This is a genomic window from Paenibacillus sp. FSL L8-0641 (assembly GCF_038006265.1).
Taxonomy (GTDB): Bacteria; Bacillota; Bacilli; order Paenibacillales; family Paenibacillaceae; genus Paenibacillus; species Paenibacillus polymyxa_D.
The window spans coordinates 5,344,188-5,358,185 of sequence record NZ_JBBOUW010000001.1 but is presented as its reverse complement, the minus strand read 5'-3'; the positions used below and the strand labels follow the sequence as shown (position 1 = coordinate 5,358,185).

The window sequence follows — 13,998 nt, the reverse complement described above, 5'->3', positions numbered from 1 at the left end:
AGCCTTGAATAACGGCAGCCGTGCAGAACATGAAGAAGATGGCGATTCACCTGGATTGCCTGGAGAGACGGTGGTAACCCTCTCGTTTCTCAACGTTACACATGCCAGAACATAAAGAGAAACCCAAGGTCTTAAAATGATCTTGGTTTCTCGACAATCTGAACCAGCTCGAAGAGCTGGTTATACAGTAGAGTTCCAATTGTAGTAGTAGCCATTTGGTTGAGGTGTCAAATTCAAAGCAACTTGCATTTCTAAAAGTAGAATAATCTTTCTTTCCGCACTTCAGTGATTAAATTGTGATATTCTAAACATATTTGTTTGGTTGAATAAACTTTAAATTGCTCAAACAATCCCGTACATTTGATGTAGAATACTTCATTATTTAATGAAGCAGATTTTCTTAAGCAGTCTATTAGGTATTTAAAACCGTGAGAATACATAGCTCTATTTAAACAGTAGTGAGCCAATTCGTATAGTAAACGAATGAGCTGATCAGATATATTTTGTGGGTCATATACGCTTTCTGGGTGTTGTTTAATATACTCTGTGATCTCTAATTTAAAGCGTTGGATTACATTATCTACATTAATATGATATCGGTTAGCAGCTTCAAAGATGTTGCATAAGGCTATAAGAGTTTCATCCTTTTTTGATTCAATATATGTTACATAATCCGAAATTACGCTCCCATCCCCGGACAAGAGCTTAATGACATAAAAATTAGCCTCTGCCCACTCTTGGAACAGTTGCTTCCAATGTTGAGCATCCTCGCTCGTCTCCACTACCCAACTCACATCTCCATAAGTGCGAATATATTGTAGTGTTCTCTCATAGTCACCTTTCGCTTCACAAACACATGCATGGAGCAAATTTGAATAGGCTATGTAGTAAAATAGCGGTCTGATGGGTCTCTTTGGAGTTCTCTTTTTCTTTCGCTCCTGATGGTAAGTCAAACGATACTGAATTTGAGCCTTATAGTCCATTACAGATGCCCACTTATCTAGCTTATCCCATTGGCGCAACGAGAGATATATATTCGCCAAATTTCTTAGTGCCTCCAACTGATCGACCTCATTCAGCCGCTCAACATAGGGCTCAAACTGATTGGCAGCTTCGAGATTTCGTACATGATCGTCCCCTTGCTTCGCCATAAAAATGCGGTACTGACAAAGGGCTAGTCGCTCGGAGTGCTGCTTTTTCTCACCAACGGCTACGCTCTCATAAAGGATGATGGACGCTGCAAACTTTCCTTGTTGGAAAAAGTCCTCAGCTATGGTAAATAGGGCATCACCGTATGTTAGCTTCTCCATGAGCAAGATGACAACCTGCTCAATGCAATCCAACATGTTCAACTCTGCACAATTGTACAAAAGGGGTCTGACTCTACGTATGTTAGGGGTTGTTGCACTCAAAAATTCCTCAATATAATTCTTGTAAAAATGTCCTTTGGGGTGACCCAACGTGGCTGTAATACGATCTAATTGTTGAACGGAAAGTGTACGGTTGCCTGTGACGATCCCGCTTACTGTACCCGGGTTTATACCTGCCACCAGACCGAATTGAGTAATGTTTAACTCATTCTGTTTCATGAAGTTTTCCAGTTCTGCGCGTATCGTGGTTGTAGGTTCCAAGTGTAACAACCCCTTTAACGTAACATTTTATGTATTCCGTTAGATAGCGATCTATAAGGATATTTATTGGGACAATCCGATGCTAAAATATAAATCCATTCTGGGAGATATTATACCATCTTATGGATGTATTATATATACTTTTCTACTAATTACTTTTTTGTGAATTAGGATTATTTCCTTGCGTATTACGTTGTTAAAGTAAGCCGGAAATCACCCTAATAGTTGAGAGGGAATTGAGGCCAACATCAATGAATGTGGAGCCATTCAGATGTTCAAGCGACTCCGTCAATTCCTCTACAACTTATATTCAGGGGGATTTTCAATGGCTAGAAGTGCAAGTACTTATGCATCTGTAATTGACGGTTTTAAGGTAGAAACGAACAAAAAGTATTCGCCAGTAGGTGGAACGAAGTGTAATATTTTTGCACAAGATGTGATGTCTGCGATGTCGGCTTCCCTGCCAAGTGGCTTAGCCAATCAAATGGCTGATGCTTTACTGGGCAACAATGCGCCGGGATGGTACACTGTAACCTTTCAGGATGCTCAAAAAAGAGCAAATCTCGGGTATCCTACCATCGGAATCAAAAAAGCAGATGGGCATGGTCATGTGGTTGTTGTCAGACCGAAGGGTTCATCGATCACGATTTTGAAGGAGGTACAGGTTGCACAGGCGGGGACCAAAAATTACAACAGTAATACCATTAATTATTCGTGGGTGGCAGCAGATCTGCCTGGGGTAAAATTCTACACACACGACTAATTGTATACAAGATATTGGAAATCTAATGACCCCGGAAGCAGATCCACTCGATCTGCCTCCGGGGTCGTCTTTTTTATTTTGAAACGGAATGTTTAGATATAATAAACGCTTTGCCTGGTTTGATAAAAGCAACAGCATAGCCATTGGAGAAGGAAGAAGATTCGGATCTGTACTCAAGTTTAGTTAGCAGTTGCCCTTGACGATTGATGTAACCGAATTTGCCGTCTGAGACGGATGATTGTGTTTGTTTACCGACTAAAGCTAAGCCTTCCTTGAATGGAGAGGTAACGTCAAATTTTTGTTGATATTTAATGACCAATGCTCCGGTTTTATCAATAAATCCAACCTCATTTTTTGCATTTTTCACACTCGCCAAGCCTTCACTAAAATCCTGTGCATCCGTAAATTTAAAGGGAATTGCGACTTTTCCCTGTTTATTGATGAATCCCCATTTTCCCTTGGTATTTTGCACCGGGGCCAATCCTTCCGAGAAGTCTCCACCGGATTGATATTGAGGAGGAATGACTTCTTTCCCTGCTGTATTGATATACCCGTACAGCCCTTTGCTATTTTGAACAATAGCCAGGCCATTCGAGAAACCACGACTATATTTGTATTGATAAGGAATTTCTAATTGACCAGAAGCATTCACAAAACCGATCTTGCCAGTGTTGGGGGCGTAGGCGAGGGCCAGACCGTCTGTAAATACATATTCTGACTCCCCATTTTCTTTAAAATGAGAAAGGGTTTTTCCCGTTCGATCTATAATTGCATTTTCTTTGGTGTCTGCTATGGTAACCTTGGCTTTTCCTTCGGAAAAGAAATTGGCTTCGGTATATTGGCAAGGGATGACCAGTGTCCCTTTGGTGTTAATGTATCCATAGAGATTGGTCTTTGTATTTTTGACTACGGCTCGCTGCTCATGAAAATCACCAATGGGTTTAAGCTCGGCGGGAAGTGAGAAAGCTTTCTCTCCTTTGGTATTGTAATACACGAGGTTTCCAGCAGATGTTTCAGCAGCCAATAAGCCATCATGAAAAGCACCATCGCTCAGCGGGCGAGCAACGTTGTAATCCAGAGCAGTTTTAGAAACTTCAATGGTTGTTGTGCCGGATGCGGCCCAGCCTGTTCCAATAACAGAGAGGCTAGTAACCAGAATCAATGCAGCTAATCCTAACTTTTTTAACATGCATAAGCTCCTTTGTGAGTTGATTTTTTAACTTCGGGCTTCGAAAAATCTTACCTTCATACGTAAGGTATTCCATAATATAGACGATAAAAATGTAGGAATGTTTCTTAATATTCTAAATTTTTCTAATTTCCATCTCGATAACCAGAAAGGGAGCAAGCTAATCGCTTGCCCCCTCTACACCTAAACCTGCCCTATATCTTTCGTATGCTTAACAGAGAGTTGCCGTTACGCATAAACTCATACGGAACCTTGGCCTCTGTCACCCGTAAGCCTTCTGCCTCCAGCTCAAGAATCAAACGATCTAGCAGATCGTAACGAGTTCCCGTTAAATCGGTCAGAGGAAAAATGCGGACTTCCTCTGAAGCCACTCGCAGCAGTTCGTGTACCGTATTCTTATGAAACTCATAGTCGAGTCGATCACTATACATAAACAGAAAATGGGCAGACAGCACGATATTAAACTGTTCATCTTCAAAGGGAAGCTCCGGCAGTACCGCAGCAACGTAGTGTTCTGGGTGCTTCCTCATATCCTGCGTGCAATCCTGCAGTGCTTGATGGCGCTGCTCGCTAAGCCCTTGCACATCTCCATAACAGCTCCAAACATAATTATCTTTTGCACGTTCTAGCGTTTCCATTGCATGCTCAATATCCAATAGGCCTTTGCGTTTCAGATCATCAATCTTGTGGTCGTAGGCGATATCACTTGCGGTGATATCCAGCGAGGCTTTGGTGCCCAGAGCGGTGAAGGAACATGCTCCCGCAGGACAGTCCAAAATCTTTTTGCCTACAAGTTCAGGAATGTGCAAATTGAACATTTGGACGTATTCCTCAAACGTGCGGCCGATGAACACGACCCGGTCTAACTCTTGCTTGGTTTTACTTTGACTCTTCTCATCTCTACTCATCTCTTCTCACCTCAGCTATTCTTTGGCTACGGAGGAGCAACCAAGTTTACTCCGTAAGCTCATGTTAACATTTTACAGAATCGAATAACATATCATTTGGCAGAACCTCTTATTGTGAAAATCGATTCTATTGAGAGATTAAAGATAAGAGATCACGTTCATTTTCAAGAAAAAAAGTGAAGAAACAGTGTCATTTTAAAAAAAGTCTATACATATATATTAAATGTATAGACAAATCAAAAAACTGGATTTATAATTACGCTGTAAACGTTTTCTAGTACTTAACATCCAATAATACCTTGAAGGGAAGGAATAATCATGAAAAAAATTTTACTGGCGTGCAGCTCAGGTATGTCTACAAGTTTGCTGGTTACTAAGATGCAGGAATATGCTAAGTCCATTGGGGACGAGGCTGAAATTTGGGCAGTAGGTCAAGATCAGGCGGCAGAAGACATGGCTAGGGCTGACGCGGTATTGATTGGACCACAAATGAGTTTTCTGAAAGGACAACTGGAAAAGGAAGCAGCTCCATATGGTATTCATGTAGAAGTGATCGACATGATGGCCTACGGAATGGTTGACGGTAAGAAAGCCTATGAACAGGCCGTGAAGCTGGTGGAACGCAAAAATGGATAAAGTCAATATAGCTGAACTGACGGAAGAACAGATTAGTTTCCAACTTATTCTTCATAGTGGAAGCGCTCGCAGTAAAGTAATTCAGGCGCTGACCGAATACCGAAATGAGAATGTAGAAGGTGCGGACGAACTGCTCAAACAAGCCAAGCAGGATTTACGTGCTGCACATGATATCCATTTTCAAATGGTTAAGAAGGAAGCGGGAGGTACCCAAACTCCCTTCTCGCTCCTTCTGATGCATGCCGAGGATCATCTGATGTCCACGGTTACCATGAAAGACCTGGTTCTAGAATTGCTGGAGCTGTTCAAATCCAGAAATTTATAGCGAAACATATAAGTATGTGAAATTTAGGACATAAAAAGCTTGCAACCCTATTGATGCAAGTCACTTCGCGGGGAGGAATAGGCTTTGTTTGAGAAATTAAGCCGGATACTGATACCTATTGCCGGTAAACTGAACAACAACCGCTATCTTACTGTACTACGTGATGCATTTATGTTGTCATTTCCATTAACAGTTTTTGGCTCCATCATCGTCGTTATTATCAATCTGCCGTTTCTAAAAGGGTGGATGGGCGACGGCAATTATACAACTTTTAACAGTCTGCTGAACATTGCGCCGAGTGCCACACTGAACATCATGACCTTATTCGTGGTTGTCGGGATCGGCTATTATTTATCCCGAAGTTATAAGGTCGAGCCCATATTCGGCGGCATGATCGCGTTGGTCAGCTTCTTGATGCTCACCCCGTTTGTGCTGACACAAGAAAGCGGTGCCACGATTGCTGGTGTCATTCCGTTGGATCGGATTGGGGCCAAAGGCATGTTCCTTGGCATGATCGTTGCTTTTATAGCTGGTGAAATTTACCGAAGAGTGACACAGCGGAACATTATTATCAAAATGCCTCCAGGCGTTCCGCCGGCAGTTGCCAAGTCATTTGCCGCTTTGCTTCCGGCATGTATTACATTGGGCATATTTTTGATCATTAATGTTGTAGTTACACTGACCCTTCATAATAACCTGCATGATCTGATTTATCATGCCGTACAGGCACCGCTGGTACATTTGGGCAGTGGCATTATCCCTACATTGATTGCTATTTTCTTTGTTCAGCTTTTATGGTTCTTTGGTCTTCATGGTCAAATCATTATCAACTCGGTTATGGAGCCGATCTGGAATACGCTGGCACTTGAAAACTATGAAGCATACTCCAAAGGAGCGGAACTGCCGCATATTATCACCAAGCAGTTTGTGGATATTTATACCGTAGGTATCGGTGGTACAGGTATGACACTGGCAGTCGTGCTCACGATTCTGATCTTCCTGAAGAGCAAGCAATTGAAGCAGGTCAGTAAGTTGGCCATTGGACCAGGTCTGTTCAATGTCAATGAACCCGTCATTTTCGGTTTGCCGATTGTGATGAATCCGCTTATTTTTGTCCCATGGGTCATTGCTCCAATGATCGTTACGCTGATTACTTACTTCGCGATGTCCACCGGGCTTGTACCACCGCCTAACGGAATACAGGTCCCTTGGACGATGCCGTTGTTCTTTAGTGGAATGATGGCTACGGGATCTCTAATGGGAGGCGTACTGCAGTTGTTTAATATGGCTGTCGTTTTTGTCATTTGGTTCCCATTCCTGAAATTTATTGATCGGATGAACGTTCGTAAAGAGCAGGAAGAGGAGCTTAACCAAGCAGCCATTGCAGGTAAGGATCAAACTGTTGGAATGTAATGTGAATAAGCTGCTGGATTAGCAGCTTATTCATGCAAAAGAGAGAGGAGTAGAGCTGTGAATCATACCGAAATGAAAGATATCGAGCAGCAAACCATTCAATACCGTTTTCCATCTGACTTCTGGTGGGGCTCATCGGCCTCGGCTACCCAGACAGAAGGAACCATGGAGGGAGACGGCAAAGGACCGAACATTTGGGATTATTGGTTTGAGCAGGAGCCGAACCGTTTTTATGGCGGGGTTGGACCTGGCGAAACGTCCCGTTTCTATACCCGTTACAAAGAAGATATTGCACTCATGAAAGAGCTTGGTCACAACTCCTTCCGGTTCTCTATTTCTTGGTCGCGTCTGTTTCCAGCGGGAAGGGGTGCGGTGAACCAGAAGGCGGTTGATTTCTATAATGCCGTCATTACAGAGTTGCATCAGGCGGGGATTGAGCCATTTGTGAGTTTGTATCATTTTGATTTGCCGATGGCTTTACAGGAAAAAGGAGGCTGGGTGAACCGGGAGACGGTCGAAGCTTACGTAGATTACGCTAACACTTGCTTTGGGCTATTCGGAGATCGTGTGGCCAAATGGTTTACGCATAATGAGCCGATTGTTCCGGTGGAAGGCGGCTATCTGTACGATTTCCATTATCCAAATGAAGTGGATTTCGGAAAAGCTGTACAGGTGGGATATCATACCCTGTTATCGAGCGCGAGTGCCATTAAGGCTTACAGAGAAGGCGGTTACAAGGGTAAAATTGGTATTATTTTGAACCTGACGCCAACTTATCCGCGTAGTCAGCACCCGGCAGACGTGCGGGCTGCTGAAATATGCGACGCGTTCTTTAACCGTTCCTTTTTAGACCCATCTGTGACGGGAGAATTTAATCCTTTGCTCGTGGAGTTGTTACGCCAAGAGGGATTCGTACCAAACATGGAAGACGGAGATCGGGAGACTATACGTCAAGGCACGGTGGATCTGCTGGGGATTAACTATTATCAGCCTCGCAGAGTCAAGGCTCGCGAAAGTCTGCCGAATCCAGATGCGCCTTTTGTGCCGGAACGATTCTTCGATTATTACGCTATGCCTGGCCGTAAGATGAATGAGATGCGGGGCTGGGAGATTTATGAGAAGGGCATTTACGACATTCTGACCAATGTCAGACTGAATTACGGCAACATTGAATGCTTCATTTCAGAAAATGGGATGGGTGTTCAAGGCGAGGAAAAATTCAGGGATGAGCACGGCATGATCCATGATGACTATCGCATTGATTTTATCCGTGAGCATCTCAAATGGGTTCAACGGGCCATCTTGGAGGGCTCCAATGTGAAAGGCTATCACTTATGGACGTTTATGGACAACTGGTCCTGGACGAATGCTTATAAGAATCGCTATGGTTTTGTGTCTGTCGATCTTCAGGACGGCGGCAAAAGATCCGTTAAACAGAGTGGGCACTGGTTCAAACAAGTGATCGAAAATAACGGATTCTAAGGTGGTGGGTGGTCCTCTGGACCGCCTTTTTTTTATCACCGTGCCAAGTTACTCTGTATACTGCTGGTGAGAAAGTATATTGTTCGGTATACTTACTTATACCGTAATACCTCGATGTCCCCGCCTGCAGAACCAAAAGAACCAGCGCTACCGATGTTTTTGGTAAAATGCTGACATAAAACAAATTTTAGTACAGGTGGTAGACAGATGAATAAATACGAACGGATTGCACAAGAGGTCAAGAAGCGTATTATAGATAAGACCTATAGCAGTGATGATCCGATTCCCGATGAAATTTCACTGGCCAGTGAGTTCCGGGTAAGTCGGATGACGATTAAGCGGGCATTGGATACGTTGGTGTCGGAAGGGCTGTTGAATCGTAAAAGAGGACACGGAACCTTTATCGTCAAATCGGTCTACAATGTCCCGGTTAATGTCGTTGTGAATGAAATGCTGGGGCTGACAAACGTACTGCGCGGGAAAGAAATCAAAAGTAAAATCATAGCGTTTGACGTTCAATTTCCATCTGAAGAGGTAGCGGCGCATCTATTTATTGATGCCAATTCTCCTGTGTATCATGTCGTCCGTCTGCGTATTGTAGAGGGCGAGCCCTATGTGATAGAGCGCACATACATGCCTACCAAGCTGATCAGCGGTATTACCGAGCAGGTGTTGCACGGCTCAGTGTACAAACATATTAAGGAGGAGCTGGGCCTTAATATTGTCAGTTCACATCGTACCATCCGCGCGTCCAAGTCGACTGAGCTAGATTGGGAGTATTTGGACTGTGGTGTGGATGATCCGGTTTTAGAAATTGAGCAGGTAGGTTATCTGGATACGGGTATACCGTTTGAATACTCATTCTCACGGCATCGGTATGATAAATTTGTGTTTACCACAGTAAATCGGATACGTTGAGCGAATGAGTACGAAACAGGTGGTAAAGCAAGCATGGCAGAAGAAGCCTATTTGATATGGGATTCTCCTGTCATGTTCTTTTTAATGAAGCAAGTTAATTGCCAAGCAATCTGACTTCATGCACTGTCGGGGTATACCAGTTGTTCGGATTATTGAATAGCACTGCATTTATAAGGTTGATTCGCACGTAGCGAGCTTGAAAATTGACTTTGTCACAGGTAAAACCATATGTGGTATTACCTGTGCGATCAATCGTGGAGTAGTTGACTCCATCCATGCTGTATTCAATTTTGTATTTGTAATACGCTTCAGATCCTTTGTACATAAACCATGAAATACCCACTTCGCGGATGGTCTTGGAACTGCCCAAATCGACCTGCCACCATGCAGGCCAGGATGCGGAAGTAGCCTTCCACGAGGTTTGGGCGTTGCCATCGTTCGCCAGTGAAGCTGGAGAACCGGATGCGGCTGAGCTAGCAGTCGCTGTTTTGCCCTGTGCATGATTCACAAGGGACGGTAGAATTACTGCGCCTGTCGCAGCATCCAGATCCCAGCTACTGTACCAGTTCAGGGTTGCTGTTTTGTTGGCGTCATTCAGAGTTAGTGGCAACCAGATGAATTTGTGGTCGCTCAGATTGAGCGGGTTCCAGCGGTCGCCCATATAGATGTAGCTGGTTCCCGCGCTACCCGTAATCGTGGCGATGGAGTGGATTTGCGATCCATAAGCCGCCGGATCACCGAAGGGCGATAGAGCAGACCAGCTTCCCGTCATGGAACTGGCGGTTGCGTAAGCGCCCTGATTCGGATACCAGCCGGATGCCTGCGAGGTGAACAGGTAGTAGGTGTTGTTCTTTTTCACAACAGCAGGAGCTTCGCGATAGCCATTTTCAAAAATCCAGCCAACAAACGACTGCACGCCCGTATAATCAGCTGTCAGCTTGAAGATCGCCATCGTATCGTTGGCGCCGCCATTTTTACGGGAAGCTGTAATAAGGTAGCCGCTACCGTCAGTATCCGTGAACACCGTCATATCACGAGATTCGTAATTCAGCGGGCGAAAGCTGCCTTGGTAGGCAAAATTTCCGTCGGGTGTATCGCTGGTAGCGACGGCTACACGACCTAGGGAGTAGTCCGTGCCATTTTCATAGTGCGCCCATAATACATATTTTCCGGTGGTTTTGTTGTAGATGACTTTGGGACGCTCGATTTTGCTCGAATTTAGCTCAGGGGCGGAATCCTTGGTGAGAATAGTGCTGCGGAAGGACCAATTTTTCAAATCGGTTGAGGTATACACGTTCACTTTTTCAAATTTCCAGTTTTCGGCGTGCTCGCCGTACCAATAATAAGTGGAACCTACTTTTAGGATATTACCGCTGTTCGCCTGAATGGGGTTACCTGCGGTGTCTTTCCAATCCGTTCCGTTCGTAATGGCCGTGCTTGCTGTTGCGCTCAGGGATAGTTCGGCATTGGCGACGTCCAAACCATTCAGCGCCTGGTTCACTTCGGTCCCGTAGGTTGCTTGCGTAACTCCTGTTGTATGGGCATGGGCTGCGTCGGGTTGAAGACCCGCACTGGCCACTGCGAATAGGATACAAATCCATGCGGCTAACCATTTGCTGCTGTGGATCCACTTCACGATATCATCTGCCTCCTTTAACACGGATAGGATGGGCCGGAACGGCTTGTCCGGCACCTCATCTTCGATTTTATCCCAATTGGAAGCGTTTACAAGTGGAATAAATTGAAGTCTTTAGAATGGTGAAACTGTTGTTAGGGGAAAGTACGTTCGTTATATCGGAATTGTTTTTAAATGTGCGTTTTGTCATTGACATTTTCGGATAATTCAAATTTAAAGTGACTAGAATCACATAAACGGTTACTTTAGTTGGGTATACTTGCTTTAAATTGAGGATTAACAAATGGGGCATATGTTGATACATCCTTTGTTGATCTAATTTTGGAGAGAAGAGGGATACAAAGATGCTAAGTGAGCAAACCATTGCAACGATCAAATCGACTGTACCTGTTTTGGAGGTACATGGCACTACAATCACCAAGCGTTTTTACCAGATGATGTTTGAGGCCCATCCCGAGCTTCTCAATATATTCAATCACGCGAATCAGAAGCAAGGACGTCAACAAGGGGCGCTGGCCAATGCTGTATACGCAGCTGCACAGCACATTGACCGTCTGGAGGAAATTATTCCGGTGGTACGTCAGATTGCACATAAGCATCGCAGTTTGGGAATTAAGCCCGAGCATTATCCAATTGTCGGAAAATATCTGCTCGCTGCGATCAAAGACGTACTGGGAGATGCGGCTACAGACGAGATCATTGCCGCATGGGCTGAGGCCTATGGTGTGATCGCTAATGTATTTATAGACATGGAAGCTGAAATGTACAAGGAGGCTGGACAGCAGCAGGGAGGCTGGTCAGACTTTAAGAGCTTTGTTGTGCAGAAAAAGGTTAAGGAAAGCGACCAAATTACGTCCTTTTATTTGGTGCCGCAGGATGGACAGGTGCTGCCTGAATTCGAGCCTGGGCAATATATCAGCTTAAAAATGGAAATTCCGGGCGAACATAATACCCATATTCGTCAATACAGCCTTTCGGATGCACCGGGCCAATCCCACTACCGGATATCTGTAAAGCGCGAGGATGCCGTAGAGTCACGTCCGGCAGGTAAAGTATCCGTATATCTGCATGAGCAGGTACAAGAGGGCGATGTGCTTCAGGTATCTGCACCGGCGGGTGATTTTACGCTGGATCGGGCAGATCGCAGACCTGTCGTGCTGATCAGCGGCGGGGTCGGGCTAACCCCAATGGTCAGTATGCTGGCTTCCTTGGTGAAATCTGCTCCGCATCGGCCTGTCACCTTTGTCCACGCAGCAGTCAACGGAGATAACCATGCTCTGCGCAATGAGGTGGAAAAGCTGGTCGCCACACATGCACAGGCTGCAGTTCGTTGGTGTTACAGCAGACCAACGGAGCAAGATCGGCTGGCACAGGCTTTTCACAAGGAAGGTCGTTTGGATCTGGCCTGGTTGCAATCCGTGATACCGGAACGTAACGCACAATATTACTTTTGCGGCCCTGAGGGATTCATGCAATCGGTATACGGCCTGTTGAAGGAGTGGAATATCCCTGCTTCGGATATCCACTATGAATTCTTTGGCCCTGCCAGCGCTTGGGAAGCAGAAGCACAATGACACAATGAAACATCAAAAAGACGAAGGATATTTGTCCTTCGTCTTTTTTGCGATGATACAATGGGAAATCCTGCTCATGGGGTACTACTTTTCAAAGTGCACTCCTGTTTTCATAACAAGGGAGTACGCAAAAATTCCATACCTCGCGGCATATATGGACGTAAAGCCTCCGGAATACGGATCGAACCGTCCTCTTGCTGGTGATGCTCCAGCAACGGAATCAAAATCCGGGGCGAAGCAACCGCTGTGTTGTTGAGCGTGTAACAATATCGCAGCTTGCCGTCCGCATTACGGTAGCGGATGTTGGAACGACGCGCCTGAAAATCAAGCAGTTGCGACGACGAATGTGTCTCGCCGTAAGCTTGACGGCTGGGCATCCATGTCTCAATGTCCACCTGCTTGTAGGTTTTTTGCGCCATGTCGCCTGTACAGACAGCCATCTTACGGTAGGGCAGTTCCAGCAGTTGAAGCAGGTCCTCCGCATTGCGCGTAATCTCCTGAAACATCTGCTCTGAAGCGTCCAGACTGGCTTCACAGATGATGACCTGCTCGACCTTGGCAAACTGGTGCACACGATACAGTCCGTGCACATCCCTTCCGGCCGAGCCGACCTCATTGCGGAAGCATACGGACACGGCTGCCAGCCGAATCGGGTCCGTAACATCCACGATCTCACCGCTGTAATACGAGACCAGCGGCACTTCCGAAGTGCCTACAAGCCACTGATCCTCTCCTGTGATGCGGTACGTCTGATCCAGTCCGAGCGGGAAGAAACCAGTGCTGCGCATCGCCTCTGCACGTACCATCAGTGGAACGTCCAGCAACTGGAATCCGCGTTCAGTCAGCAGATCCACCGCAAGCTGCTGCACAGCCCGATGCAATGCAACCCCTGCTCCCGTCAGATAGTAGTTACGGGTACCGGCTGTTTTGACACCCCGAGGGACGTCGATAAGCTTGTGAAGCTCACCAAGCGCCATATGATCCTTTGGCTCAAATCCGAAGTTCGGAACCGTTCCAACCCTCTCCAGCTCTACATTATCCTCATCTGATCTCCCCCGTGGTGTATCTGGCGATACGATATTAGGCATCAGAAGCAAAAGCTGTTGAAACTGTTCTTCTACTTCCTGTTGCGGGGCCTCCAGAAGATCTAGCTGTCCGTTAATTTCTTTGACCTGATGCTTTGCTCCTTCGGCCTGCTCACTCTTACCAGCATGGATTAGCGCACCAATATCCTGACTACACTGATTTCGCTTCTGCCGAAGCTGTTCCACTTCCTGAAGCAGCTGTTTTCTCCGCTCATCCAGAGTCAACAGCTCTGCGACCGATACTTGTATTCCTTTGCCGTCTGCTGCCGTCTGAACCTGTTCTTGATGCTCTCTGATCCATTTGATATCCAACATGACACCGCACTCCTTTTCGGATAAAAATACAAAAAGCGCCCTCATCCATAAGGGACGAGGAGCGCTTTGATCTCGCGGTGCCACCCAAATTGACCGGACAGCATGACAGATGTCATGACTCTC

General features: G+C 45.6%; 12 protein-coding genes. 7 read left to right on the top strand and 5 right to left on the bottom strand.

Features of this window, described 5'->3' with window-relative positions:
* Positions 1 to 251: 251 nt before the first annotated feature.
* The gene (locus tag MKY16_RS24170) at positions 252 to 1,631 is read right to left on the bottom strand and encodes a transcriptional regulator (protein WP_340957392.1); all 1,380 of its coding nucleotides are present in this window, start codon (positions 1,629 to 1,631) and stop codon (positions 252 to 254) included.
* Between the two features lie 325 nt (positions 1,632 to 1,956).
* On the opposite strand from MKY16_RS24170, the gene MKY16_RS24165 reads away from it, so the two are divergent.
* The gene (locus MKY16_RS24165; protein ID WP_069012257.1) at positions 1,957 to 2,394 is read left to right on the top strand and encodes a hypothetical protein; all 438 of its coding nucleotides are present in this window, start codon (positions 1,957 to 1,959) and stop codon (positions 2,392 to 2,394) included.
* Positions 2,395 to 2,467: 73 nt separating this feature from the next.
* Here the strand turns inward: MKY16_RS24165 and MKY16_RS24160 are convergent, their stop codons facing one another.
* Both MKY16_RS24160 and MKY16_RS24155 read right to left on the bottom strand, forming a co-directional pair.
* Complete coding sequence (locus MKY16_RS24160; protein WP_340957390.1) at positions 2,468 to 3,583, bottom strand: WG repeat-containing protein; 1,116 nt, start codon at positions 3,581 to 3,583, stop codon at positions 2,468 to 2,470.
* A gap of 194 nt (positions 3,584 to 3,777) precedes the next feature.
* Positions 3,778 to 4,491: an SAM-dependent methyltransferase gene (locus tag MKY16_RS24155; RefSeq protein ID WP_340957389.1), complete on the bottom strand. Its 714-nt coding sequence runs from the start codon at positions 4,489 to 4,491 to the stop codon at positions 3,778 to 3,780.
* A 318-nt stretch (positions 4,492 to 4,809) separates the two neighbouring features.
* Between MKY16_RS24155 and MKY16_RS24150 the strand changes: the two genes are divergently transcribed.
* The 5 genes from MKY16_RS24150 to MKY16_RS24130 all read left to right on the top strand — a co-directional run bounded on the left by MKY16_RS24150 (position 4,810) and on the right by MKY16_RS24130 (position 9,265).
* Positions 4,810 to 5,127 carry a PTS sugar transporter subunit IIB gene (locus MKY16_RS24150; protein ID WP_340957387.1) on the top strand — a complete coding sequence of 106 codons (318 nt, stop codon included), beginning with the start codon at positions 4,810 to 4,812 and terminating at the stop codon, positions 5,125 to 5,127.
* Complete coding sequence (locus MKY16_RS24145; RefSeq protein ID WP_013312602.1) at positions 5,120 to 5,452, top strand: PTS lactose/cellobiose transporter subunit IIA; 333 nt, start codon at positions 5,120 to 5,122, stop codon at positions 5,450 to 5,452. Before MKY16_RS24150 ends, MKY16_RS24145 begins: the two co-directional genes overlap by 8 nt.
* Before the next feature lie 84 nt (positions 5,453 to 5,536).
* On the top strand, positions 5,537 to 6,865 hold the full coding sequence (gene celB, locus MKY16_RS24140) for a PTS cellobiose transporter subunit IIC (RefSeq protein WP_340886811.1): 1,329 nt from the start codon (positions 5,537 to 5,539) through the stop codon (positions 6,863 to 6,865).
* A 72-nt stretch (positions 6,866 to 6,937) separates the two neighbouring features.
* A complete protein-coding gene (locus tag MKY16_RS24135) occupies positions 6,938 to 8,347 on the top strand; it encodes a glycoside hydrolase family 1 protein (protein ID WP_340957628.1) in 1,410 nt (469 codons plus the stop codon).
* A gap of 207 nt (positions 8,348 to 8,554) precedes the next feature.
* On the top strand, positions 8,555 to 9,265 hold the full coding sequence (locus MKY16_RS24130) for a GntR family transcriptional regulator (RefSeq protein ID WP_029518770.1): 711 nt from the start codon (positions 8,555 to 8,557) through the stop codon (positions 9,263 to 9,265).
* Between the two features lie 94 nt (positions 9,266 to 9,359).
* Here MKY16_RS24130 and MKY16_RS24125 read toward each other — a convergent pair whose 3' ends face one another.
* The gene (locus tag MKY16_RS24125; RefSeq protein WP_340957384.1) at positions 9,360 to 10,901 is read right to left on the bottom strand and encodes a family 43 glycosylhydrolase; all 1,542 of its coding nucleotides are present in this window, start codon (positions 10,899 to 10,901) and stop codon (positions 9,360 to 9,362) included.
* A gap of 344 nt (positions 10,902 to 11,245) precedes the next feature.
* Here MKY16_RS24125 and hmpA point away from each other — a divergent pair, with 344 nt between their 5' ends.
* Positions 11,246 to 12,475 carry an NO-inducible flavohemoprotein gene (hmpA, locus tag MKY16_RS24120; protein WP_069012254.1) on the top strand — a complete coding sequence of 410 codons (1,230 nt, stop codon included), beginning with the start codon at positions 11,246 to 11,248 and terminating at the stop codon, positions 12,473 to 12,475.
* Between the two features lie 110 nt (positions 12,476 to 12,585).
* On the opposite strand, the gene serS is transcribed toward hmpA, so the two are convergent.
* Positions 12,586 to 13,875, bottom strand: a complete 1,290-nt coding sequence (gene serS / locus MKY16_RS24115) for a serine--tRNA ligase (RefSeq protein ID WP_069012253.1) — start codon at positions 13,873 to 13,875, stop codon at positions 12,586 to 12,588.
* Positions 13,876 to 13,998 lie beyond the last annotated feature (123 nt).

What these genes read in the sequence shown, in the direction of transcription:
- MKY16_RS24165 (WP_069012257.1), top strand. Translation starts at nt 1,957, where the DNA reads ATGGCTAGAAGTGCAAGTACTTATGCATCTGTAATTGACGGTTTTAAG.
- MKY16_RS24160 (WP_340957390.1), bottom strand. Translation starts at nt 3,583, where the DNA reads ATGTTAAAAAAGTTAGGATTAGCTGCATTGATTCTGGTTACTAGCCTC.
- MKY16_RS24155 (WP_340957389.1), bottom strand. Translation starts at nt 4,491, where the DNA reads ATGAGTAGAGATGAGAAGAGTCAAAGTAAAACCAAGCAAGAGTTAGAC.
- MKY16_RS24150 (WP_340957387.1), top strand. Translation starts at nt 4,810, where the DNA reads ATGAAAAAAATTTTACTGGCGTGCAGCTCAGGTATGTCTACAAGTTTG.
- MKY16_RS24145 (WP_013312602.1), top strand. Translation starts at nt 5,120, where the DNA reads ATGGATAAAGTCAATATAGCTGAACTGACGGAAGAACAGATTAGTTTC.
- MKY16_RS24135 (WP_340957628.1), top strand. Translation starts at nt 6,938, where the DNA reads ATGAAAGATATCGAGCAGCAAACCATTCAATACCGTTTTCCATCTGAC.
- MKY16_RS24130 (WP_029518770.1), top strand. Translation starts at nt 8,555, where the DNA reads ATGAATAAATACGAACGGATTGCACAAGAGGTCAAGAAGCGTATTATA.
- hmpA (WP_069012254.1), top strand. Translation starts at nt 11,246, where the DNA reads ATGCTAAGTGAGCAAACCATTGCAACGATCAAATCGACTGTACCTGTT.
- serS (WP_069012253.1), bottom strand. Translation starts at nt 13,875, where the DNA reads ATGTTGGATATCAAATGGATCAGAGAGCATCAAGAACAGGTTCAGACG.